We start from the raw sequence: 24555 nt of genomic DNA, 5'->3' as shown, positions 1-24555 counted from the left end.
TTTCTAAAATAGATTCCATGAAAATTAATTTAACCAACTTAATATTATGACCTTTATTCTTGCTATTCAACTTGAGGATAGTATTGTGATTGCGGCAGACACCCGTAGTGCAGTGCCTCATCAGGATAATGGCTCATATTTATATCAAGATGGTATTCAAAAGCTCTTTCCATGGGAAAATGGTATTATTACAGGAACTGGCGAATTAAGCCTTATTCAAAATGTTATGCATTCTTTTAATAAATTTACGAAACATAACATCCATGAACTACCAAATTTATTGAAAGCTTCTAGATTAATTCGTGAACAAGAAATCATACATTCTCAGTTAGAAATCACAAAATTACTATATTCCACTTATAGTAAAAATGGAGCACAACTTCACTCAATTCAACCCAACAATCTAGAAGAATATGAAGTAATTAGATGCGAGGAAAATGAAATTTTACTCTGGACATTTAATCCAGATATTCGCCCTATCCTTAATGCACTAACAGAACTACATTCCAATTTAAAACCATTAAATGCATTTAATAATCCAACTGACTGTATCTATTACTATATAAACCAAATATCTCCTATATTTCGTGAACAAGCACAACATGATTCTATGATGAGTAAAGAGTTTGACTTCTTCTTTCAAACCAAAGACGAATACTTTTTTGGAGAATTTTTAAACAATGACTCTATAATCTTGAATAATAAAATAAATAATCTTTAAAAATAGGCCCAACTCTCGTCAGGCCTTTTCCCCTATCAAACCCGACTTAAAAAGTAATCCAATAATGCATCCCTTTCATCAGTGTTATTGGTCCCCAAAAGCTGAACCATCGCCCCATCAATCACAAACAAAAACATGTGCGTATCTTCAACTGTAGCAGTCACTTTTACAGTTAAAAGCAGTTTATGAATTTCTTTAATGAACCAGTTTCGGTAGTCAATCACGAGTTTATATGCTGCTGGATAGATCTTTTCAATTTCAAAAATGGCTTTAAATGGCAACCGATAAAAGCCTTCTAAGTTTACATGTAAGAGATAAATTTTCTTGAGTTTATCGAATGCCATGAGTTCACGGTACGAATGAATAATTGAAAACACCTCATGTTTTAAGGCATCTATTTGAAAAGTTAAGCTCATCTGAATGAGCCTTTCTTTGGAGTGAAAATAGTTATAAAAAGTGGCTTTAGGGATTTTGGCTTCCTCAATAATTCGATCTATCCCGATGTAAAACCCATTTTGATTAAATAAATCTTTTGCTGCGTGGAGCACGCTTAATGCTCTAAATGATGCTTCTAAATTTGGCATTTTTATACCATTTAAAATAATTTTTTGTTGTATCTAAAAGAGATAGAAGTGCCTTCGCTCCTAAATTGAGCGCTAAATACAGGCATGCAAAAGCCGCACAAAAATGGTGTGCTCGCCTATCTCGGGTTTTATTGTTGCTATGATTTTTTAGTCGTAATGACCTATGGCTTAAAACCTAGAGTCGGTTAAACCGTTTTAAAGACCAGTTGGGTATAGAGTCAAAGATTTTGGCGAAGGTTGCCAACGAGAGAGATGAAATAGTACGCATAATGGCGAACTCCTTGTGTATTAAAGAAGAACTACCACGATTACTGCTAAATAATGGTGGCAGAACGAAAGGGGTTAGCAGACTGGTACACAAGGACCCAGCACGCGCAAGCGCGTCCCCCTCCGTCCTACCATAGAAAAAAGGGGGACGTAAGGATCCAGTACTGAAAAGCAAGCTTTTAGTACTCTTGTGTAAAAGGGTCTGCTAAAACCCACTGGCAATGTGACCAGCAGGCAAAGGATAATCCGCGAGTTTTTGAGTGTCAATGTGATATTCGCTATTCATTTATAAAGATTATTTTTATTTTTCATTGGCATAGTGATTTAACAATATATTTTCTTAAAGTTTAGTTTGTCTGGTTATTTCATTGTTAATTTATCGTTCACTTTAAAAACTGCTTAAATGAACCGATTGATCACGCTATAAATAAAAGCTACAGTAAATAAAGTTTGAATTTTATAACTTTAAATAAATTGATAACGCATGCAGGCAAAGACATGGAAACCATACATGATTTTTATCGCCGCTTTTCTTTAACCAGAGATAGCGATTACTCGGTTCCATCGACTTCGTTTGGACATTTTAACGTGTTCCAGCGCGATGCCTGCTCGTTTCTCACGCCTTATAGCCGCCGCGATTATTATAAAATTTCACTGGTTTTAGGCACAGGCGACCTTCACTACGCCAACCGCTGGATTCGGGTAGACCGCCCTGCTTTACTGTTTTCAAATCCAATGGTTCCCTACGCATGGGAAATTAATTCGCCCGAACAGGCAGGCTGGTTTTGCCTATTTACCGAAGAGTTTGTAAACCAAGAATCAAGACAAAGCTTTTTAAAAGACTCACCGCTGTTTAAAGTCGACGGCGACCCACTATATTTTTTAAACGACCAACAGGTTGATGAAATTTCATTTATTTTCAAAAAGATGATGACTGAAATAAATTCAGACTATATTCACAAATACAACGTTTTAAGAAACTATTTGCACCTGATTGTGCATGAAGCCATGAAAATGCAACCGACCCAACAGTTTGAAAAACATAGCAATGCTGCGGTTCGGATTTGCCATTTGTTCTTTGAATTATTAGAGCGCCAGTTCCCCATCGACTCGCCCCATTTCCAGCTTAAACTCAAAACTGCAAATGACTATGCCTATGGTCTGTCGGTGCATGTCAACCACTTAAACCGAGCTGTAAAAGAAGCCACAGGTAAAACCACGTCAGAGCATATTAGCTCGCGTATTACGCAAGAAGCCAAAGCGCTATTGCAACACACCAGTTGGAATATTTCCGAAATTGCTTATAGCTTAGGTTTTGAATATTCAGCATATTTCACCAATTTCTTTAAGAAAAATACCGGATTTTCGCCTAAAAAGTTCCGTGAAGACTGTGTGGCCTAAAAACAGATTGTTTGAATTTTATAATTATTGGTTTGAATGTTATACGTCAGTTTGAGCCAAAGCATTTTATAGTTTTTCTACTCAAGTGATTTTGCAAAAAAGAGTGTGAAAAATGAAATATAGAACTTTAGGACAAACAGGCGAAAAAGTATCAGCACTTGGTTTAGGTTGCATGGGAATGAGCTTTGCCTATGGTGCCTCAGACGACACACAAAGCATTGCAACCCTAGAAAAAGCCTTAGACCTCGGCATTAACTTTTGGGACACTGCCGACATGTACGGCAACGGCGCAAACGAAGTTTTGCTGTCAAAAGTTTTAGAAAAACACCGCGACAAAGTATTCTTGGCGACCAAATTTGGCTTTCGCTATAAAGAAGATAACCTCAACCCACAAAACTCATTAGAGTCTTATATCGACGGTTCTCCAGAGTGGATTAAAGTTGCGGTCGAAAACAGTTTAAAGCGCTTAAATACAGACGTGATTGATTTGTATTATGCGCACCGCATTGACCCGAATATTCCAGTTGAAGACACCATTGGCGCAATGGCTGACTTGGTCCAACAAGGTAAAGTTCGCTATTTAGGACTCAGTGAAGCTTCGGCTGAAACCATTCGTAAAGCACATGCGATTCACCCGATTGCAGCGGTTCAACATGAATATTCGCTCCTCACCCGTGAATTTGAGCAAACCCATTTGCAAACCATTCGTGAGTTAGGCATTAGCCTTGTGCCGTATTCACCGCTATCGCGTGGTTTAATTACTAACACGCTCGATGTCGGCAACCTAGAAGAAAACGATTTCCGTCGTCAGTTACCACGTTATCAGGGCGATAACTGGAAAAATAACCAAAGCTTGGCGCAAGCATTTAGCGAGTTTGCTCAAAGCAAAAATGCGACAGCGGCTCAATTGGCTTTGGCTTGGATTTTGGCGCAAGGTGACGACATTATTCCAATTCCGGGTACGCGTAAAATCGAGCGACTTGTGGAAAATGCTGGCGCTGTAGACCTTGATTTAACAGCGGCAGATTTGGCAGAAATCGACGCAATTATTACGAGATACCCAAACATGGGCGCACGCTATAACGCTGAGCAACTTGCTGCGGTCAATCATTAAAATATGAGCTATAAAAAAGTCCGACTTAGTGTCGGACTTTTTTATTTAGTCTTTGCTATAACTGCCCTGCTGGCGTCCATCGTTCCAAGTTACGTCTAACGATTTTTCAGAGATATTCAGACTTTCAGGAAATATACTTAAATTCTTTTTGAATTTAGAGTCTGGTTTTAAACCAATACAGTTGCCATTTTTCCACCATGTTCCTTCGGCATATTGGTCTAAAGCGCCATAAGCTAACATCCATTTAAACTTACCGTCTGGCTGAAGTAAAAGTTCCGAACCAACTTCCATCACACCATTTAAATAATAGTGCCCACTCCAAGCTTGATCGGCTTTTTGAAATTTCACTTCTTTGCATGTGCTGGTTGGCTCGGCATAAATTTGAGATGAAATGGCAATCGTAGAAAGTAATAGCAACCGTGCAAATATATTCATCATTTAATTCCCTATATTTTTAGTGTTATTTTCCAGACTCAACTTTTAAATAAGTTCCGTCTGCATACACGTTGTGTCCAAAGCCACAACCCGAGTTACCCTCGTTTTGTTTGACCTGAATGTAATTTCCTAACTTCGCATCGGCTTTAAAATCGAGCTGAATGCGGCAGTCTTGATCCTTATAGACGATTTGCTTTTTATTGCTCGGCATTGTGGTGCCAAACTCACCCATGTTCGGGCCGTAAATTAAGCTTCTAAGACCCATATATAAACCAGCATAGCTGATTGCATATTGCCCCTTCTCACGGCTTACCGTGATGTGGTCCCATTCGCCAAAACCTGAGTAACGGACATATTCACCAGACAAGTCATTTGACGCTTTAGGTGCAGGTAATTGCTTAAGGTTAAATTGGCTAGATTTTGATTTGTCATCGAGCATAAACCACGATCTTGCCCAAAGTGGCTGACCCAATTTGGCATAGGCTAAACCCACGTTATTGTTAGCAACTTCAACATCTCGGTCAGTAAATTTAACGGTGGTTTCATCTTGATTGGCTTTACAAAACGCAGTCCAAGAGGCTTGATTCTGAAAGTTTTCTAGGGCTTTTTTATATTGTTTTTGGTCGTAGTTTTTCTTACCTAATCTCGCGTATTGCTTCACTTTATTACAGCTTTGTTGTAGCTCTTGTGCAAAAGAAAACTCTGCATGGGTAACCGACAAAGCCGAAAGTGTGAGAACCGCGCAACCTGAAATAACAGATTTAATCATTTTTAAAATTCTTTAATAATTAACTAATTATATAATATGAGCTAGTTCGACAAATCACAATTCTCTGCAACAAAAGTCTATTACAAGAGTTTAGGTTTTTATAAAAATAGTTAAATCCATACAGAATAAATTTTTGAAAATATTCAATCTTAACTGATTATTTTAATTGAATATTCAACCAAAAAATAATGTAGACTGCATGCGTAAAACTTAGGAAGAATTATAAGAGTGAATAATTTAATTATCGGAACTCTATTTGCGCTCTGTGCAGCTGCACTCAATGCCTCTATTGGTGTGATTAGTAAATTACTCATGCATAGTGGTTTAAACCCACAAGATATTGCCTTTTTAAAAACCATTATTGCCTTTTTCTTTTTAAGTGTTTTTTTATTTAAAGTCCCTGTTAGCCAGAAGATTGCATACATAAGTAGCACTCCAAGCAAGCTCAGTGTTTTTGCTCAAATTGCGATATGTGCCTTTTTAGGCATTTTCTCTCTATTCTTTTTCGAGACCATTGCCTACAACCACGGTGCTGCGGCCAATGTGGTCGTGGTATTAATGGCTTCAGCAGCTATTTCAGCTTTATTTTTTGGCAGGTTAGTTTTAAAAGAAAGTATTTATATTCATTCAATTATTGGAACATTATTCGCTGTAACAGGTATTAGTGTAATTTCATGGAAAGGTGAAAATAGTTTATTGATGCTGATCAATGCTTCTATTGCAGGTATTGGATATGGTTTATTTTCAGTATTAATTAAAAAATTCAGATTAAATGGTGGTTTATTTCTAACCAAGTACTTATTACTTTTTGGTAGTGTTTATCTTGCTGTTCCCTTTTTAATCAACTTTCATAGCATAAACTTTAATACTGATATCATTTTAGGTTTGGTTGGTTTAGCAGTCTTGCCTACAATTCTTGGCTTTTTCTGTACCACCAAAGCTTTGTCTTATATGAGTGCGGCAAAAGTACAAGTGACTGAGCTTTCTGAACCAATTTTTGCGGCACTCATGGCTTGGGTCTTCATTCATGAGCAACCGACTTTATCTTTTTTATATGGCGCGATTTTCATTATTTCAGGCATCTTCTTAATGAATAGAGCGCCTAAATCATAATTTAGCTAATTTCATTTATATTGCTCTGCGTGGTGGCAAGCCACTTGCACCACACTAGCAAAATTAATCGCCATTTGTGAAGGGGCATGTTTTTTATATGCAAGCGCTAAGCCCACCGTAGGTACTGGCGCTTGCAATGACCGATAAGCCACACCCTGTATTTGTAATTGTTTGGTCGACTCTGGAACCAAAGACACCCCCAAGTTTGCAGACACTAACGATAAAATTGACACAATTTGCGGAGCATTTTGCCCAATTCTAGGTTCAAAGCCACAGCTTTGGCATGCTTGTCTGATCGCATCAAAAAGCCCTGCACTAATTGAAGGTGGAGAGACAATAAAATCAAGCTCTCGCAGGGAAGCTAAATCAATTTCTTTTGATGACTCGTCTAGTTTAAAAGACTCTGAAGGCAAGGCTGCAATTAAAGGTTCAGCCAATAAATCTTGAACAATTAAGCTCTCTGGAATATGACTTGGAGGCCGAATAATCGCGACATCTAAACGATCTTCAAGCAGTAAATCGATAAGCAGCAAGGTGTTAGCTTCTTCAAGCTTTAAATTCACTTTAGGATATTGCTGCTGAAAATAGCGAACGCATTTAGGAATTAAAGGATTCAACATTGAAGTGCCTGTAAAACCTAATCGCAATTGGCCAACTTCACCATTTGCCACTTGTTTGACTAAGTTCGCTGCATCTTCTACACGCTGCTGTACTGGCTGAATGGCATTTAAAAAGGCAAGCCCAGCTTCGGTCAGTTCCACCCCATGCGGAGAACGAATAAATAAATCTGCACCTAACTCTTCTTCTAAGTCTCTTATTTGCATGCTTAAAGGTGGCTGGCTCATGTTTAAGCGATGCGCTGCTCTGGTAAAGTTTTTTTCTTCTGCTACTGCTAAAAAGTAGCGTATATGTCTGAGTTCCATCGCTATATATAAAACATATCATGACCTATTGTTAAATATATTAGAAAAATACCATCTAAATTGCTAATTTTAATTTATCGAATTTTCTCGATGAAGCACGCCGAAAGGCACTGCACCTCTTTTCTGTCATGGTCATGATATGAGCTCTTCATCTACACCCAGTACCTTAAGCACTGAAGCAACTTCTGTTCTTTCCCGCGAGTGGATTCACAAAGGTACTAAAGCCTATAAGCACGCTGGTTTCGCTTTATTCTTGGTAGGCTTTGCTAGTTTCTCTCTGATTTATTGCGTACAGCCACTTCTGCCAGCGTTTAGCCAAAGCTTCCAGATCAGCCCTGCAAGCAGCTCTTTAGCCTTGTCTTTAACGACCGCTTTTTTAGCGATTTCAATTGTACTATCGAGCGCTTTTTCACAAGCGATTGGCCGCCGTGGTGTGATCTTCAGCTCAATGCTGTGTGCAGCTATTCTTAATATTGTGGCGATGTTTACACCTAACTGGCACAGCTTACTGATAGCTCGAGCACTAGAAGGTCTATTACTTGGTGGCGTACCAGCCGTAACTATGGCTTGGATTGCCGAAGAAATCGCACCTGAACACTTGGGTAAAACCATGGGTTTGTATATTGCAGGTACGGCTTTTGGTGGAATGATGGGCCGTGTTGGCATGGGCGTTTTGATTGAATATTTTTCTTGGCGCACTGCTTTAGGCTTACTTGGGGCAATCTGTTTTATTTGCTCAATTGCTTTTTTGAACTTACTTCCCGCTTCGCGTAATTTCGTACAGAAAAAAGGTTTGAATTTAGATTTTCACATACAAATGTGGCGTACCCATTTAAGTAATTTCAAATTGCTACGCCTGTTTGCCATTGGATTCTTGCTGACCAGTGTATTTGTGACCCTATTTAACTACGCTACTTTCCGTTTAAGCGGAGCGCCTTACTCACTGAGTCAGACTCAAATTAGCCTTATTTTCTTGTCGTATAGCTTCGGTATGGTGTCTTCCTCATTAGCAGGTGGCCTAGCCGACCGCTTCGGCAAAAAAACTATGATGATGAGTGGCTTTGCCTTAATGATTGTGGGCAGTCTCATGACGCTGCTCACCTCTCTTTTTGGCATTATTATCGGTATTGCATTTATTACAACGGGTTTCTTCATTACCCACTCACTCACAAGCAGCTCAGTGGGTGCTGAAAGCAAACAAGCCAAAGCCCACGCCAGTTCGCTGTATTTACTGTTTTACTATATGGGTTCGAGCATTGTTGGCTCGGCAGGTGGCTGGTTCTGGTTACATGGCGGATGGAGCGCCATAGTCGGTTTAACCGTTGTACTTTCATTACTTGGAATATTTTTAGCGGTTTCTACCTCACACGCAAAAGCTCATTAATTTTTAATTTAAAGGAACCTCACATGTCGAGTTTATTTGTTTATGGCACTTTAGGCCCGGGCCGACCTAACGCTCATATCCTTGAAAATATTGGCGGACAATGGGCAGAAGGCTGGGTAAATGGAACCTTACATAACGAAGGTTGGGGAGCCAATTTAGGCTATCCGGGAATTGTGCTCGATGATAGTACTAATCAAGTTCAAGGTTTTGTTTTTAGTTCGGAACATTTAAATGCAAACTGGAAATTACTTGATGACTTTGAAGGCGAAGAATACGAAAGAGTACCTGTACAGGTCACTTTAAATAGTGGCGAACGTGTTGATTCGTTTATCTATGTGTTGAAAACCTAAGTCATTTTTAAGCTAAACTGCATAAGCACTTAAAAATAGAACGAAAAAATTCAAATGCTCATTTTTTGGCTTGTATTTTTTTTAAGAAACTGTAAAATTCATTCCACATCGCCGGCATAGCTCAGTTGGTAGAGCAACTGACTTGTAATCAGTAGGTCCACAGTTCGAATCCGTGTGCCGGCACCATCATTAAACCTCATGAATATTTGATTTATGGGGTTTTTTGTTGCCTGTAAATTTTATAATACTCAAAAATTTATAGGTATTACCAAAAAATTAAGTGCAGATCGATTGATCTACACCCTTCAAATTATTTTTCGTATTTCTGCAATTCAGTAACCATCTCTTTTGCCGCTGCTATAATTTTAGGCATAGCGTCTTTAGTCAAATCTTGACCCAACTTCATGCTTTGCTCCATCACTAGAGGCATTTTGTTTATGGCAGCTTGACCGACTGGTGATTTATAAAAATTAATTAATCCATCGATTTCTTCTTGAGTAAAATTTGTCACATAAATACGCGTAAATTCAGGCTCAAGTTTTTCCCAACCCATATCTTCTATAGTAATTTTAGAGAATTTTTTTGCAAAATTTGCTACCACTTGTTTTTGTTGGGAATTAAGGGGTTTACCTTGTTGCATTTCAACTTCAGAGATCGTTTTTGAAATCATCTGCTCAATGTACGAGCTCATTTGTTTATACAAATCTTGAGATTTTGTGACCTTCATTAATTCTTTTACAGACTCACTAGAAGCAGGCTGTGCAAAGGATGGATTTGTTAAACATAAACCAACAACTAAAGTAGATAATATTTTCTTCATCATAATTAATAACATATTAATAATATTTTTAAGGATAATAGTTGGGATAGACAGTTTTTGTCAAAAACTTTGTTTTTTAAATTAGATAAACACTTATTATAAATCTAAACTTCAAAATAACTTTCTAAAACCAATTTATTCTTTTAAAAGCGAAATATGATGCTGCTACTTTATTAAAAAATATAGGATTAAAATAAGAAATATTAAAAAGATAAGATTATAATGCGCCCCCAAATAAGGTCATGTTAATAAGACCTATTTTATAAACTTTAATTCATTAAGATACCAACAAGGAAAAATATGAAACTCCGTTTTATTTTACCTGCTTTATTTCTAACGTTGCCTTTAACAACATATGCCCAAGACACCACATCTCAAATTCAAAACGTTGCAAACCCACCAATTTGCTTAATTGAGGGTACTCCTTCAGCAGAACACTATAAATCTATTAAACGTATTAAAGCCGCGAAAGGAACATATGGTGGTTTTGAAGAAATAAAACCTAAATTAGCCATTGTTGCCCGTAAATATGGTGCAGATGTGGTGATTAATTATCATCAAAGCCAAAGATTTGGTTTCTGGCCGTGGCGTATTGTTCGTCCAGTACTCACAGGAACTGCTGTGAAATGGAATACACCTGTTGATTGTGCAGCCTTAGGTGGAAAAGAAATTCGTTAATACAAAATGAAAAAAGCCCAACATCCTGTTGGGCTTTTTTCGTATTTCGTTACTAGGTACACTTCCTGTAATACCTCACGTCCTGATGCTTAAACTTATTGTTGTTGTTTTACGTTTTGGAACTTCCTGTTCCCGTTAAGTGCATCATAGGTAATTTATGAAGTCATAGGAAGACGCAAATTTCCCGAATGAATGTACGAAAAAGCGTACGAACCTGTCAGAGTACTTTTATCCCTCTTTTATCCCTCTTTTCTCTTCTCTATCATTTTTTCAAAATGTCTAAGGTTTGGGTTGAGCGTATCCCAATTATAGGCTTGGCTCACAAAGACTTCCGCCCTAGGCTGATAGAGACTTGGGGCATCTAAAGTTCCTGCACGTATTGAAATCATTTCAGGGGCAATTTCAGGCAAGCCAAAAAGCTGAGAACCACAAGTTGGGCAAAAAGCTCTTTTAATGGAGCGACCAGAAGAACCTAATGTCTCAAAATATTTAAGCTCGCCACTCACTTTCAATTCCGATTGATGAAAAAAAGCAATTGGCGCATATGCTGAACCCGTCGCCTTCTGGCAATCTCGACAATGGCAATTAAAGCTATAACGTGGCTCTGCTTCGCTTTGGTAACTCACAGCTCCACACAAACACGATCCCTGATATTTAGCTGACATAGCTCATCCTATTTTTTTATTGCTGTGATTTGAATATAACGTACATATCCAGCTTGGTAGAGTTGTTGGCATAACTTTGCAGTCATTTGAATTTTAAAATTTGCCAATCCGCGGCTTTGGTTTTGTTCTTGTTGATTTTGAATATATTGCGAAAAACCGAGTAATACAGGTTCTGATAAATCTTCAATTTGAATATCGACAAAACCTTGTTGTTCTAAAGCATTTCTTAGCGTTTTCTCGTTTGGCACATTGTCCCAAACCACGTCTGCCGCTTTAAGCAGATAGCGATACTTTTGTTCTTGTAAGACTGTCATGTTTTGACATGAATCAGCTTTCATTAAGTAATGAAAACCTAATCGGCCTTTTGAATTTAAAACTGGAGTGACTGAATCTAGAAATGAATTTAAATTGCTGTGATAAGCCGCGTCGATACACAACACCACATCGAAAGATTGTTTGAATTCAAATTGTTTTAAATTTAAAAATGAACCACTGTAAATCTGGTTTATTTCGGGAATAATTTTTTGAATTTTATTAACACACTGGGCTTGCAGGTCAACTGCACTAAGGCTTTTAGGCTGATAGTGTTGTAACCAGTGCAATAAACTTGCACCCTGTCCACAGCCTAAATCTAAGAGATGATCTTTTGAATTTAAATTGACAGCTTGTGCCAAATGGTCAGCCAATTGGCAACAAGCTTCACGGTAGTTTTGGGTATTTTTCCAAAAGCCCAAATTTGTCCAAGCTAGCTCTTCATCATCTCCCAAACTTGATGCATCAATTGCATATTTATGGGGAATGAGTTTAGAAAGAGCTGCTCGAACTTTTGTTTTCACAATTTTAGTAACCGAGCTCAGGAGCAACTTCAACCTGAGGTTTTAAACCTACAAATGGTAAAGGTGCGCCTAAAATTTCAGCAATGTGCATTGCAGAAGTAACGGCTGACTCTAAAATTGGCAAGCCATCACATGACCATGAACCACAGTAGAATACTTTACGGTTTAAGTCTAAATGACGTTGTTGCAATTCTTTATTTAAAGCAATTGTTTGCGAGTCAACTACTGCACGCGTTAAGGTCACTTTTGAAATAACTTTTTTAGGGTCAATATCAGTGACTGGACGCCAAGTCTGGAATACAGGATTTTTACCAACGAGTGTTGGTTCAACTGCATTCATCCAAACTGTGAATTGCTGACGCGTAAACTTACGATCCATCATATAGCTAAGCACCGACCAGTCTTTACGGCGTGGTGGCATGACTGTGGCATCTGTATGAATCACAAGATCACCTTGCTCAAAACGGAATTGCTTCAGCAGCTTCATATCTTCAGCAAATTGTTCAGGGTTTAAAAACTCATCGATCTTAGATGTCGGAGTTGCAACAATCACCCGATCAAATAAATTCTGTTCACCTTGGCTGTTTTCAACCAGTACTTTTTCGCCTTGTAATTCAACTTTCTTAATCGCTGATCCGCTATGGATGTCGATATCTTTAATTAAGCTATCTACAAATGCAGGTGTACCACCTTTCATACGTAACAACATGTCGCCATCAGTTAAGTGACGTAAAAACTCAAGTAGATTTTTTGCAGGCCAGTCGCCAATTGTTTTTGGGTTACAAGTACAAATGGTATATAGCACTGGCATTACCACACCATGCCAGAATACTTCTTCTATATCGTTCTGATTAATAAATTCAGCGAGCGTAATATCTTGATTTTTAGATTTGAAAAACTGGTGGATTGCTGTTTTTAATTGCAACATCCCTTTCACAAGACGCCAGCCATATTGCTGGATACCTTTACGGTTATTGATAATCGGGAAATTACCAATACGGCTACGAGATGTGGTTAACCATGTTTCAGTACGGTCTTCAAATAACCAGCTACATGACATATAAGTACGAACCGGAAAGGTTTTAATACCTAAATGAGCAGCAAGGCTGAGTGTATTTTTCCACAAATGTGGATTCATAACACGCAATGGCGCATCAATAATTCCACCGTCGAACTCAATACTATGGCTATCCATTCCCCGGCCAGGAAGTGCTTCAAATATCGTGATCGTATGCCCTGCATCTTTCAGAATTCTTGCTGCCGCAAGACCTGCCATTCCACTGCCAATAATTGCGATATTCAAAATGATGTCCCATTTTTCGAGAATTTTTTTGATTATCACTCATACCCTAAAAAAACACCGTATTAAAAACTACCAGATTTTTATTTTTTACATGAATTTATATACAAAATATTTAGTTTCTTACTCATCTCTTTTTTTATATTTTCTTACAAAACCAAATAAGCACATAAAACCTTATATTCTTTTAAAATTTAAAAAAAATCTTTTAAATAAATAAGATAATTTAACTATATTTATATCATTTGTTTTACAACTATCTTTTTTTGGGATATCATGAGATCACAATAATGAGAACCCAATCACACAAAACAATGCCGAAACAACAATGCCAACCATCATAAAAACAGAACCTTTACAGCGAAAAAGCCCGCTATTCACACTTGATAGCGGGCTTTTTATTACTTTGCTTTAACGGTTAATCGCGAGCGATTTATCCTTCTTGCATGATTGAACCGAATTTTCCACGATTAAAATCATTAATCGCTTCCATAATCTCAGCTTTAGTATTCATGACAAATGGACCATAACCTTCAATTGGCTCATTAAGCGGTTGACCTGTTAACACCAAAAATTTAGTGTCTTCTTCTGCATTTAGGGTGAACTCAACGCCTTCACGAGATAAAATCGCAACGGTTTTACCTTCAAGGCGGTTTGAGTCATTAACCACAACGGCCCCTTCTAACACCACAACAAGCGTCGTATGACCTTCAGGTACATAAAGGGTATGTTTTTGGCCTTTAACCAGTTTGCCATCCCATACATTTAGTGGGCTAAATGTGGTTGCAGCACCTTGTTCGTCTGCATATTCACCGGCAATCACACGCAAATGGCTACCATGCTCATCTAGTGCAATGTCTGGAATATCTTTGGCTTCAATCGCTTGGTATTTTCCAGGCGTCATTTTTGAATTGGCAGGTAAATTTACCCACAATTGCACCATCTCAAAAAGACCACCATGCTCTGCGAACTCAGGAGAATGGAACTCTTCGTGTAACACGCCTGCACCAGCAGTCATCCATTGCACATCACCAGTTTTAATGGTTCCGCCACCGCCGCTTGAGTCTTTATGCGTCACTTCACCTTGGTAGGCAATCGTTACCGTTTCAAAACCGCGGTGAGGATGTGAGCCTACACCTTGCTGTTCGGTCGTTGGTGAAAACGTATAAGGCGCTGCATAATCGAGTAACAAAAATGGGCTTAGGGTTTGGCCTAAACGGTCATAAGAGAACAGGTTATATACAGGGAAACCATCACCCACCCAATGCATCTGGTTATTTTGATATGCACCAAGAAATTTCTTCATCTGATCTCTCCTATATATGTAGGATTTTCTTGAACTAAGATTGATTTTACGCCTCAATAATTGCAGTTTATAGATCAGGATTAGCAACACATTATTTCATCTATGAGACAATCGTGCCTTTTCAGAATATGTTCTGGCTATCGTCCTATTTTTAAAATTCTTAATCCTATTTTTTAGACTTAATCACAACATAAAACTCAACTAGCATAATTTTAGGCAATGATGACCTACTCAATAATTTTTCATCATTCATTTTGATAACATGAGGAAATAAAAAATGGCTCAAGATTACGTGCGTTTAGACAAGGATAATGCTGCAGTTCTTTTAGTTGACCACCAAGCAGGTTTACTTTCTTTAGTTCGAGATATCGATCCAGATAAATTTAAAAACAATGTATTAGCACTTGCAGATGCTGCGAAATATTTCAATTTACCTACTATTCTTACCACAAGTTTTGAAAACGGTCCAAATGGTCCTTTAGTTCCAGAATTAAAAGAACTTTTTCCAGATGCGCCTTTTATTCCACGTCCTGGCCAAATCAATGCATGGGACAATGAAGACTTCGTAAAAGCTGTAAAAGCGACAGGTAAAAAACAACTGATTATTGCAGGTGTTGTGACTGAGGTTTGTGTAGCATTCCCAGCTTTAGCTGCATTAGCAGAAGGCTTTGAAGTATTTGTGATTACCGATGCTTCTGGTACTTTCAATGAATTAACCCGTGATGCTGCTTGGGACCGTATGTCAAAAGCAGGTGCTCAGCTTATGACTTGGTTTGGTATGGCATGTGAATTACACCGTGACTGGCGTAATGATGTAGAAGGTTTAGGTGCATTATTCTCAAATCATATTCCTGATTATCGTAACCTTATGACCAGCTATAGCTTTAATACATCGCAAAAATAATGACATAACCAAGATTAGAGTGCTTAAGCATTCTAATCTTGCATTTAAATGGATTGATCTGAAATTGATAAGCTCTTTTGATGATTTTTATTATTTCTATTTGGTCGTAAAACACGGCGGCTTTAGTGCGGCCAGCGAAGCCGAAAATATTAGTAAGTCAAAGCTCAGCCGACGTATTATTGATCTTGAAAATAAATTTAATGTCAGCCTGATTCAAAGAACAACCCGCCATTTTAAAGTGACCGATTTAGGCCAAGAGTTCTATGAAGAATGCTGTAAAGTTATTGCTCAAGTTGAGTGTGCAGAAAACGTTTTGTTAAAGCAAAAAAGTGAACCCCAAGGGTTGGTAAAAGTGAGTTGCCCACCTTTGATGATGCATTTTCAAATTAGAAAAATTTTAAATCAGTTTTTAAAAACCTACCCTAAAGTTGAAATATCTCTTGAACTTACAAGTCGCCGAGTAGATATTTTGCATGATGACATCGACCTTGCCATTCGGACCAATTTCGAACCCAATGAAGATTCGAATTTAATTGTTCGCGATGTGATTAAAACCGATCATTGCTTAGTTGCCGCGCCTGAATTACTTCAAGGTCGCACCATTGAACATTATTCAGAATTACACGATTTTCCAAGTATTAGTTTGGGAACCCAAAAGCAAAATTATATCTGGCATTTATGCAATATTCGCAATGGCGAATCGGTTGATGTGCCTTATCAACCACGAATAAAAAGTAATGACTTGGCAGGTGTCTACTATGCCGTTATGGATGGCCTAGGAATTGCAGACCTTCCCTTTTTAACCGTTGAATCTGAAATTCGTAAAGGCAAACTTATTCATATTCTTCCTGACTGGAAGTCAAATATTGGTATGCTACAACTGGTTTATGTGTCCAGAAAAGGCCAACGTCTTGTGGTCGAAAAACTCATTGAAACGCTGATTGATGAACTGCGACGTTTGCCTGAAAGCACTCAAGGTTATTCATTTTCATAATGCATTGAGTACTTCTTTTAGTAGAGAACAGATGCATTCTGTTTAAGTTCTTTAAACTTTTCTACAAGAAAATCAATTAACAACTTTACTGAAGGCAACAATCCACGCCTGCTTGTATACACCAAATGAATCATTTCAGGAGGAAATTGCCATTCAGGCAATACGTTCACGAGTGTTCCTTTAGCAAGATCTTCATAGACCACAAGTTCTGGTAATTTTGCTACCCCTAATCCTTGTAACGTGGCGTTTCTTAAAGCTGTTAAATCCGTACTAGTGAACCGAGGATAGCATTTTACTATGGCCTCTTGTTGGTCTTGAGAATAAAGATGCCATGCATATTCGGGTGCAAAAGATTCCATCATTAAAATAGGCCAATCGGCTAATTGCTCAGGTCTTGAGATTGAAAAATATCGACTGGTTAAATTAGGACTAGCAACAACAAACTGCCGAGCCAAAGCCAGCTCACGAACAATAGAATCACTATCAGGCAAAGGTAAAGGCCGAATTCGAATGGCCAAATCAAATCTTTCATCAATCAGGTCGACTCTTCGGTTTGTCGCCTCTACATGTAGTTTAATTTTAGGATAAAGCGCCAGAAATTCATTGAGCATTTCACTCACATTAATGTGCAGTAAGTTTGTTGGACAAGACAATTTAATTAGGCCACGTGGTTCCGCTGTTAAATATTCAATCGCCTCTTCTGCTGCCTCTGCTTCAATTAGCATTGCCTTACAGTGTTGGTAATAAATCTTGCCCACCTCAGTAATCGAGACTTGGCGGGTTGTTCTATTGAGTAACTTCACACCAAGCCGATTTTCTAGTTCTGCCATACGTCGGCTTAATAAAGACTTGGTCACCATCAACTCGTGACTCGCAGCCGAAAAACCGCCGCAATCAATAATCTTTACGAAAAAAAAGAGGTCATTTAAGTCTTTCATCTGGTCATCCTGACATATCACATATTAATCACAGTGTATTTTCAGCAAGCTGAATATAAAACATACCATATTGTTCTTCATGCATGACAATGATTTCTATTTTAGATATTTTTCGCCATTTATCCTATTTGTAATATGAATTACACCCTCACTAAACAGAGTATATAACAATGACAACTCCAGCAAACTTCAATGGTCAGCGTCCAGTTATCGATCCAGATGATTCAGTCATGCTTTTGATCGATCATCAAAGTGGTCTATTTCAAACTGTAGCAGACATGCCAATGACCGAATTACGTGCCCGTGCAGCAGCATTGGCTAAAATCGCAAGCTTGTCGAATATTCGAATATTCCAGTGATTACAACTGCTTCTGTCCCACAAGGTCCAAATGGCCCCCTTATTCCAGAAATTCACGCAAATGCACCTCATGCACAATATGTCGCCCGTAAAGGTGAAATCAATGCTTGGGACAATCCTGAATTTGTAGCCGCAGTAAAGGCTACTGGCCGTAAGACTCTTATTATTGCAGGGACAATTACCAGCGTTTGTATGGCTTTTCCAGCAATTAGTGCGGTTGCAGAAGGATATAAAGTTTTTGCAGTGGTTGATGCTTCAGGAACTTATAGCAAAATGGCGGAAGAAATTACGTTAGCGCGTGTTGTTCAAGCTGGTGTAGTTCCTATGGATACGGCAGCAGTTGCTTCTGAAATTCAAAAAACATGGAATCGAGATGACGCACTTGAATGGGCACAAGTTTATACTCAAATTTTCCCTGCTTATCAGCTACTGATTGAAAGCTATACCAAAGCTCAAGAAGTGATTAAAAATAGCGAAGTTTTAGACTCAGCACGCTAAGACCGGATCTTATCTAAAAAAACCGGTCATGAATGGGCATGACCGGTTTTTGTGAAACATCACATACAGCATAACCGCATGTTTTCGTTCAGAACAAAACGAACTTGTTTTATTCCTTACTCAGATAAGTCTACGCAGAGGTATTTCATCTCGACATATTCTTCAATGCCGAATTTTGAACCTTCACGACCTAGACCTGACTGTTTTACGCCACCAAACGGAGCAACTTCATTTGAAATCGCGCCCGTGTTAATGCCGACCATACCGTACTCAAGTGCTTCGCCTACTCGCCATTGACGAGCTGTGCTTTGTGTAAACAAATAAGCAGCTAAACCAAACTCGGTATCGTTCGCCATTGCTACGGCTTCATCTTCAGTTTTAAAGCGGAAGAGTGGTGCAAGTGGACCAAATGTTTCTTCTTTAGACACTTTCATGTCTTGCGTTACGCCAGTTAAAACTGTTGGTTCAAAGAAAGTACCGCCCAGTGCTGAACGCTGACCACCAATACGAATTGTTGCGCCTTTCTCGGTTGCATCTGCAATATGAGACTGAACTTTTGCAATCGCATCTTCATCAATTAAAGGCCCTTGAGTTGAACCTTCTTGGCGTCCATCACCGACTTTAAGCTTAGACACCGCTTCAACCAGACGCTCTGCCAATGCATCGTAAATACCATCTTGAACATAAATACGGTTTGCACAAACGCATGTTTGACCGCTGTTACGATATTTACTTGCCATAATGCCCTGAACTGCTTGTTCAAGATTGGCATCGTCAAATACCACAACTGGCGCATTACCACCGAGTTCAAGCGAAAGCTTTTTAATGGTTGGCGCACATTGTTGCATCAAAATACGGCCAACTTGTGTTGAGCCTGTGAAGCTGAGCTTACGAACGATATCGCTTTCACATAAGGTTTTGCCCACTTCAACCGCATCACCACTAATGTTAATTAAAACATCAGCTGGTAAGCCTGCTTGTAATGCCAATACTTCAAGTGCATAGGCAGTTAACGGCGTTTGCTCTGCTGGCTTAACCAACATTGAACAACCCGCAGCAATTGCTGGTCCTGCTTTACGCGTAATCATGGCAGCCGGGAAATTCCACGGCGTAATTGCAGCAGTGACACCAATCGCTTGTTTAATCACTAAAAGACGTTGGTTTGGCAAGGTTGGTGTTAACACTTCACCATCCACACGACGAGCTTGCTCGGCAAACCAGCGGATAAATGATGCTGCATAACCAATTTCACCGCGCGCTTCTGCCAATGGTTTACCTTGCTCAGCAGTTAAAATCTGTGCCAGATTTTCTTTGTGCTCAAGCATGAGGTCGTACCATGCCAATAACACATCAGCACGAGCCAAGGCAGTTTGCTTTTTCCAAGCAGCTTGCGCTTTTGCTGAACGGTTAATTGCGGCTTCAACCCCTGCACGGTCATAGGTTTTCACCCATGCCAAAGTTTCACCCGTAGCAGCATCATTTACCTCGATATAATCATTTGATGCAGGCGCTTCTAATGAAATATCAGGATGTTTTAATAAATACTGCAAATTGTTTTGAATCATGCAGATTGCTCCATTGCTTTTGCACTACCCGCCTTGAGTGCCGCAAAACCTTGTTTCAGGATATCAAGGCCTTGACGGAATTGCTCAGCAGGAATGGTTAATGGATATAAGAAACGAATTACATTACCGTATTTACCACAAGTAAGAAGTAACAACCCGTTTTCCATTGCATAGTTTTGTACAACTTTTGCTTGCTCAGCAGTTTCTAGTTCTACTGCAACCATTGAACCTAATGCACGAATATCAGTCACTACATTGCCTGTTGCTTGCTGAATGTCTTTAAGCGCAACAACCAACTCAGCGCCTAGCTCATTTGCACGGTCGCATAAGTTTTCTTCTTCAATTGCATCAATCACTGCGTGCGCAGCAGCAACCGCAATCGGACTACCTGCGTAAGTACCACCTAATCCACCTGGATTTGGTGCATCCATCACTTCTGCACGACCAACTACACCCGAAATTGGGAAACCACCGCCCAAGCTTTTCGCCATCGTGATCAAGTCAGCTTTAGTCTCGTAATGGTTCATTGCAAACAATTTACCAGTACGTGCAAAACCAGACTGAACTTCATCTGCTACCAATAAAATACCGTGCTTATCGCAAATTGCGCGTAAACGTTTTAAGAACTCGGCTGGTACAACATGGAAGCCGCCTTCACCTTGTACTGGCTCAAGCACAATCGCTGCAACATCATGTGGTGCAATATCTTCACTGAAAATATCTTCAACACTTTCAATTGCCGCGTCTACTGAAATACCTTTAGCAGGCACAGGGTAACGCGCGTGGAATACACCCGCTGGCATAACACCGAAATCACGTTTGTAAGGCGCAGTTTTACCTGTCATTGCCATCGTCATGAATGAACGACCGTGGAAACCGTTACCAAAAGTGATAATGCCGTGACGGCCAGTGTAACAACGGGCAATCTTCACCGCATTTTCAACTGCTTCTGCGCCTGTTGTGAAAAAAGCAGACTTGGCAGGTCCTGCAATTGGTGCACGCTCATTAATACGCTCAGCTAAAGCGACATAGCTTTCGTATGGGGTTACTTGATAGGCAGTATGAGTAAATTTAGTGAGTTGTTCAGTTACCGCTGCAATTACTTTAGGGTGGCGATGGCCTGTATTTAAAACCGCGATACCACCAGCAAAGTCGATAAATTGGTTGCCTTCCTTGTCCCAAAGCGTGGCATTTTCAGCTTTTTCAGCGTACCACTGACACATCACGCCTACGCCACGTGGAGTTGCTTGCTGTTTACGTGCGTTAAGTGCAGAATGTTGATTATCCATTTGATTCCCTCATATTTTCATCATCAGTTGCAGCTTTGGTTTTTACATCCTGTGCTTAATTTTCAGGGTGCTTTACAACAACTGCCTATGCATGTAATTTCGCTCGTCTGGCGGCAACTGACGAGAGCCATTTTTTAACTGTAGGAGAGAGCCAATTGCGTAGTTTACTTGGAGATCATTTGTTACAACGGCTCCAACAGGACATCGAGGGTAAACTCCATCAGCGACTTTTCCGTTGTCTACGCGCTGCCATTATTGATGGAGTGATTCAACCAAAAACGCGCCTACCCGCGTCACGCGACTTAGCCAGTGAAATTCATGTTTCGAGAAATACAGTTCTTACTGCCTACGAACAACTACAAGCTGAAGGCTATTTAGAAGCACGTACAGGCCATGGCACATGGGTTGCAGAGAAACTACCCGAAAGCTTTTTAAATACAAAAAATGAAAAAAAGAACACTAATATTCATAAGGTTCAAAACTCTTATGCTCTATCGCAACGCGGTTCAAATTTATTAGGCTATGCAGCAGCCTCTCCACATCAATGGGGGGCATTTGTACCAGGAGCTCCGGACGTTACCGAGTTTCCACATCATATTTTTAGCCGTATTCAAGCAAAATTAAGCCGTGAGCCAGACATTAACCGCCTTATCTATAGCAACGCGGGCGGATGTATTGAACTTCGAAGTGCATTGGCAGACTACTTACGGGTTGCCCGTTCAGTCCAGTGCGATGCCGACCAGATTATTATTACCGAAGGTATTCACCAAGCGATTGATTTAGTCTCACGTGCGCTCAGTGACATTGGTGACCGGATCTGGATTGAAGATCCAGGCTATTGGGGAATGCGTAATACTTTACGTATTAATGGCGTTGATATTCAACCAATGCCAGTCGATGCCGAAGGCATTATCGCCGAAGAAAATCCGGTTAAACCACCTAAACTCATTTTTGTCACGCCCTCACACCAATATCCACTGGGTTCACATTTAAGCCTCGATCGCCGACGCAAATTGATTGAGATTGCCCGCCAGCACAATAGCTGGATTGTAGAAGATGATTACGACAGTGAATTCCGTTTCTCAGGCCAGCCGTATCCATCTTTACAAGGTTTAGAAAATGATGCACCTGTGCTGTACATGGGAACCTTTAGCAAAACCATTTATCCATCTTTAAGAATTGGCTATTTGGTAGTACCTAAGCCGCTCTTTTCACCCTTACGGATTGTGGCAGCCGAACTCTATCGTGGTGGGCATTTGCTCGAACAAAAAGCTTTAGCTGAATTTATTCGTGAAGGTCATTATGAAGCGCATATTCGTCGTATGCGTCTGCTCTATGGCAAACGGCGTGATTACTTGGTGAGCCTGATTAAACGCTATCTAGGGCCTGAATTTATCCACGAATACGATGAAGCAGCAGGGTTACATCTGGTTTTAAAACTACCAAACTCTTGCGATGATGTCGCGATTGCAGCCACTGCACTTGAACGTGGTGTCAAAGTTCGCCCACTTTCACAGTATTACATGCAATCACATGCCCACGCGCAACGTGGTTTGCTCATGGGCTTTGCCTGCGTCAATGAAAAAGACATGGTGATGGCTTTTGGTGTGCTACTCCAATGCTTACGTGAAGCAGGTGTATCAACCCTGAATTAATTCTTTTTTCTGTACTCAATCAATAAAAAAGAGCCTCATAAAGAGGCTCTTTTGGTTTCTAAAATATTAAACTAACTTTTCTTCTTGAGTATGAGTGAGATGAGTTGTTCTACGGTCTTTGCCCCAACCCAGTTTTTCCGACAATATTCCAAAGAACACAATAATGCCGAACAATGCTGTGGTGTAAATTACTTCTTTGAAATATGTGCCTTCAATGAGCATGGTGAGAATTGCCCCAATAATTGCAAAGATCACCACATAAGTCAGATAAGGGAACATCCACATTTTAAAGTCAATTTTCACTCCTTCAGCTTCTAGTTTTTTACGCATACGAAGCTGCGAATAAGCAATGGTCAAATACACATACAGTGTTGCCGCGCCAGTCGTTAGCATGAAAAAGTCATAAACATCCATACTCTTGGTTGCAGTTAAAATCACGGCAATCACAGAGAAAAAGCATGAAACAATCACACCAACCCACGGGCTGCTTTTACTGTTCACAGAACCAAAACTTTTCGGTGCATCACCACGTTTAGCTAAAGAGAACAACATACGTGAACACGTGTAAAGTGCTGAGTTAAAACAGCTACACACCGACGTTAACACCACAAAATTCACAATATGGCGAGCCCCTGGAATACCAAGTGCACTTAACGTTACGCTATAGGTTCCCCAAGTCGAATCTTTCAAAAGTTCATTGTTGTGTGGAATTAAACATACCGCGACAAACATTGATCCCACATAGAACAAAATAATTCGCCAAACCACTGAGTTAGAAGCTTTACGAATTTCTTTAGAGGGATTTGCCGATTCTGCCGCCGCTACAGTAACAATTTCAGCGCCAATATAGGCAAACATGACCCCAAGCAAGGCGGTAATGACGGATGATCCTCCATTTGGCATAAAGCCTTGAGAGGTTAAGTTACTAATACCAGAAGCAGCCGGATTACCCCACGGCCATAAATGCATGATGGCCAAACTACCAATCACAAGGAAAATAACAATCGCGATAACTTTAATGAGTGCGAACCAGAACTCGAATTCACCATAATTTTTCACGTTTTGTAAATTGACTACGACCAATGCGACAATGACCACGACCATATAGGCCCAGATTGGTATAAATGGGAACCAATTGTTTAGAATTTTACCTGCTACATAGGCTTCCCATCCCATGAGCATTGCGAGAGTGCACCAGTACAACCAGCCAATTGAAAAGCCTGCCCAACGACCAATCGCGCGGTCAGCATAAGTTGAAAAAGAGCCACTATCTGGGTTTAAAACGGCCATCTCGCCTAACATCCGCATGATGAACCAAACGAGTAGACCACCCAAAGCGTAGGTTAGAAAAACAACAGGGCCCGTATTGTAAATAATGCTACCTGAGCCCACGAATAGAGAACCACCAATAACCCCTGCAATTGAGATCATCGTTAGGTGGCGTGATTTAAGTCCATGTTTTAAACTTTGGGAGTGATTGGCTTCAGAACCACTTTGATGAGCTGCCATATCATTTTCCTTAATATATGGAGGATATCGGCCAATCTCGGAAATCCTCCGAAGCCAACTATATCCCCTAAAAATTTAGCCGTTTTGCCCAATTCCTAAAACAGAAAATTCACTGAGCTTATCCGGCGCTTCCGTATGCATACTTCCAATGGCTTTAATTTGTCGTTTCGGCCCTGAAG

At 39.7% G+C, this 24555-nt stretch carries 23 protein-coding genes, 1 tRNA gene and 1 pseudogene; 12 read left to right on the top strand and 13 right to left on the bottom strand.

Annotation, left to right across the window (positions count from 1 at the left end; genetic code table 11):
* Positions 1–46 precede the first annotated feature (46 nt).
* Positions 47–721, top strand: a complete 675-nt coding sequence (locus tag RMB03_RS05520) for a hypothetical protein (RefSeq protein ID WP_311074507.1) — start codon at positions 47–49, stop codon at positions 719–721.
* A gap of 35 nt (positions 722–756) precedes the next feature.
* Here RMB03_RS05520 and RMB03_RS05515 read toward each other — a convergent pair whose 3' ends face one another.
* Positions 757–1305 (bottom strand): TetR/AcrR family transcriptional regulator, encoded by a 549-nt coding sequence (locus RMB03_RS05515; protein WP_311074505.1) that lies wholly within the window; start codon positions 1303–1305, stop codon positions 757–759.
* Between the two features lie 765 nt (positions 1306–2070).
* Between RMB03_RS05515 and RMB03_RS05510 the strand changes: the two genes are divergently transcribed.
* Positions 2071–2973 (top strand): AraC family transcriptional regulator, encoded by a 903-nt coding sequence (locus RMB03_RS05510; protein WP_004639845.1) that lies wholly within the window; start codon positions 2071–2073, stop codon positions 2971–2973.
* Between the two features lie 112 nt (positions 2974–3085).
* Complete coding sequence (locus tag RMB03_RS05505) at positions 3086–4087, top strand: aldo/keto reductase (RefSeq protein WP_311074502.1); 1002 nt, start codon at positions 3086–3088, stop codon at positions 4085–4087.
* 45 nt (positions 4088–4132) lie between these two features.
* Here RMB03_RS05505 and RMB03_RS05500 read toward each other — a convergent pair whose 3' ends face one another.
* Positions 4133–4525, bottom strand: coding sequence for a hypothetical protein (locus RMB03_RS05500; RefSeq protein WP_035364048.1), 393 nt, complete (start codon positions 4523–4525; stop codon positions 4133–4135).
* 22 nt (positions 4526–4547) lie between these two features.
* Complete coding sequence (locus RMB03_RS05495; protein WP_311074499.1) at positions 4548–5291, bottom strand: hypothetical protein; 744 nt, start codon at positions 5289–5291, stop codon at positions 4548–4550.
* Positions 5292–5519: 228 nt separating this feature from the next.
* On the opposite strand from RMB03_RS05495, the gene RMB03_RS05490 reads away from it, so the two are divergent.
* Entirely contained in the window at positions 5520–6404 is an 885-nt protein-coding gene (locus RMB03_RS05490; protein ID WP_311074498.1) for a DMT family transporter, read from the top strand.
* An 11-nt stretch (positions 6405–6415) separates the two neighbouring features.
* Here RMB03_RS05490 and RMB03_RS05485 read toward each other — a convergent pair whose 3' ends face one another.
* Entirely contained in the window at positions 6416–7327 is a 912-nt protein-coding gene (locus RMB03_RS05485; protein WP_311074496.1) for a LysR family transcriptional regulator, read from the bottom strand.
* Between the two features lie 139 nt (positions 7328–7466).
* On the opposite strand from RMB03_RS05485, the gene RMB03_RS05480 reads away from it, so the two are divergent.
* The 3 genes from RMB03_RS05480 to RMB03_RS05470 all read left to right on the top strand — a co-directional run bounded on the left by RMB03_RS05480 (position 7467) and on the right by RMB03_RS05470 (position 9247).
* Positions 7467–8711, top strand: a complete 1245-nt coding sequence (locus RMB03_RS05480; protein ID WP_311074494.1) for an MFS transporter — start codon at positions 7467–7469, stop codon at positions 8709–8711.
* A gap of 23 nt (positions 8712–8734) precedes the next feature.
* Complete coding sequence (locus RMB03_RS05475; protein WP_311074493.1) at positions 8735–9061, top strand: gamma-glutamylcyclotransferase family protein; 327 nt, start codon at positions 8735–8737, stop codon at positions 9059–9061.
* 110 nt (positions 9062–9171) lie between these two features.
* Positions 9172–9247, top strand: a tRNA-Thr gene (locus RMB03_RS05470).
* Positions 9248–9371: 124 nt separating this feature from the next.
* Here the strand turns inward: RMB03_RS05470 and RMB03_RS05465 are convergent.
* Entirely contained in the window at positions 9372–9884 is a 513-nt protein-coding gene (locus tag RMB03_RS05465; RefSeq protein ID WP_311074491.1) for a DUF2059 domain-containing protein, read from the bottom strand.
* Positions 9885–10181: 297 nt separating this feature from the next.
* Here RMB03_RS05465 and RMB03_RS05460 point away from each other — a divergent pair, with 297 nt between their 5' ends.
* The gene (locus RMB03_RS05460; RefSeq protein ID WP_003653970.1) at positions 10182–10559 is read left to right on the top strand and encodes a hypothetical protein; all 378 of its coding nucleotides are present in this window, start codon (positions 10182–10184) and stop codon (positions 10557–10559) included.
* Positions 10560–10798: 239 nt separating this feature from the next.
* Here RMB03_RS05460 and RMB03_RS05455 read toward each other — a convergent pair whose 3' ends face one another.
* The 4 genes from RMB03_RS05455 to RMB03_RS05440 all read right to left on the bottom strand — a co-directional run bounded on the left by RMB03_RS05455 (position 10799) and on the right by RMB03_RS05440 (position 14666).
* Entirely contained in the window at positions 10799–11224 is a 426-nt protein-coding gene (locus RMB03_RS05455; protein ID WP_311074488.1) for a GFA family protein, read from the bottom strand.
* Positions 11225–11232: 8 nt separating this feature from the next.
* Positions 11233–12060 (bottom strand): class I SAM-dependent methyltransferase, encoded by an 828-nt coding sequence (locus tag RMB03_RS05450; RefSeq protein WP_311074487.1) that lies wholly within the window; start codon positions 12058–12060, stop codon positions 11233–11235.
* Positions 12061–12064: 4 nt separating this feature from the next.
* A complete protein-coding gene (locus RMB03_RS05445; protein WP_044425777.1) occupies positions 12065–13363 on the bottom strand; it encodes an FAD-dependent oxidoreductase in 1299 nt (432 codons plus the stop codon).
* A gap of 430 nt (positions 13364–13793) precedes the next feature.
* Positions 13794–14666, bottom strand: a complete 873-nt coding sequence (locus RMB03_RS05440; protein ID WP_311074483.1) for a pirin family protein — start codon at positions 14664–14666, stop codon at positions 13794–13796.
* Between the two features lie 277 nt (positions 14667–14943).
* Between RMB03_RS05440 and ycaC the strand changes: the two genes are divergently transcribed.
* Positions 14944–15570 (top strand): isochorismate family cysteine hydrolase YcaC, encoded by a 627-nt coding sequence (gene ycaC, locus RMB03_RS05435; protein WP_003653981.1) that lies wholly within the window; start codon positions 14944–14946, stop codon positions 15568–15570.
* A 19-nt stretch (positions 15571–15589) separates the two neighbouring features.
* Complete coding sequence (locus RMB03_RS05430; protein WP_311074479.1) at positions 15590–16564, top strand: LysR substrate-binding domain-containing protein; 975 nt, start codon at positions 15590–15592, stop codon at positions 16562–16564.
* A gap of 17 nt (positions 16565–16581) precedes the next feature.
* Here RMB03_RS05430 and RMB03_RS05425 read toward each other — a convergent pair whose 3' ends face one another.
* Positions 16582–17502 carry a LysR substrate-binding domain-containing protein gene (locus tag RMB03_RS05425; protein ID WP_311074477.1) on the bottom strand — a complete coding sequence of 307 codons (921 nt, stop codon included), beginning with the start codon at positions 17500–17502 and terminating at the stop codon, positions 16582–16584.
* 170 nt (positions 17503–17672) lie between these two features.
* Between RMB03_RS05425 and RMB03_RS05420 the strand changes: the two are divergent.
* Positions 17673–18358: pseudogene (locus RMB03_RS05420) on the top strand (isochorismatase family protein).
* Between the two features lie 116 nt (positions 18359–18474).
* Here RMB03_RS05420 and RMB03_RS05415 read toward each other — a convergent pair.
* A complete protein-coding gene (locus tag RMB03_RS05415; protein WP_311074475.1) occupies positions 18475–19923 on the bottom strand; it encodes an NAD-dependent succinate-semialdehyde dehydrogenase in 1449 nt (482 codons plus the stop codon).
* Entirely contained in the window at positions 19920–21212 is a 1293-nt protein-coding gene (gabT, locus tag RMB03_RS05410; protein WP_311074473.1) for a 4-aminobutyrate--2-oxoglutarate transaminase, read from the bottom strand. The genes RMB03_RS05415 and gabT overlap by 4 nt, the downstream gene beginning before the upstream one ends.
* Before the next feature lie 155 nt (positions 21213–21367).
* Between gabT and RMB03_RS05405 the strand changes: the two genes are divergently transcribed.
* Positions 21368–22867 carry a PLP-dependent aminotransferase family protein gene (locus tag RMB03_RS05405; RefSeq protein WP_311074471.1) on the top strand — a complete coding sequence of 500 codons (1500 nt, stop codon included), beginning with the start codon at positions 21368–21370 and terminating at the stop codon, positions 22865–22867.
* Between the two features lie 66 nt (positions 22868–22933).
* Here RMB03_RS05405 and RMB03_RS05400 read toward each other — a convergent pair whose 3' ends face one another.
* The gene (locus RMB03_RS05400; RefSeq protein ID WP_005038094.1) at positions 22934–24376 is read right to left on the bottom strand and encodes an amino acid permease; all 1443 of its coding nucleotides are present in this window, start codon (positions 24374–24376) and stop codon (positions 22934–22936) included.
* Between the last annotated feature and the right edge of the window lie 179 nt (positions 24377–24555).

The sequence above is a fragment of the Acinetobacter sp. V91_7 genome, assembly GCF_031799075.1.
In the GTDB taxonomy this organism is placed as follows: domain Bacteria; phylum Pseudomonadota; class Gammaproteobacteria; order Pseudomonadales; family Moraxellaceae; genus Acinetobacter; species Acinetobacter calcoaceticus.
Note: the sequence above shows the minus strand (reverse complement) of the source record. Positions and strands in the feature narration are given on the sequence as shown.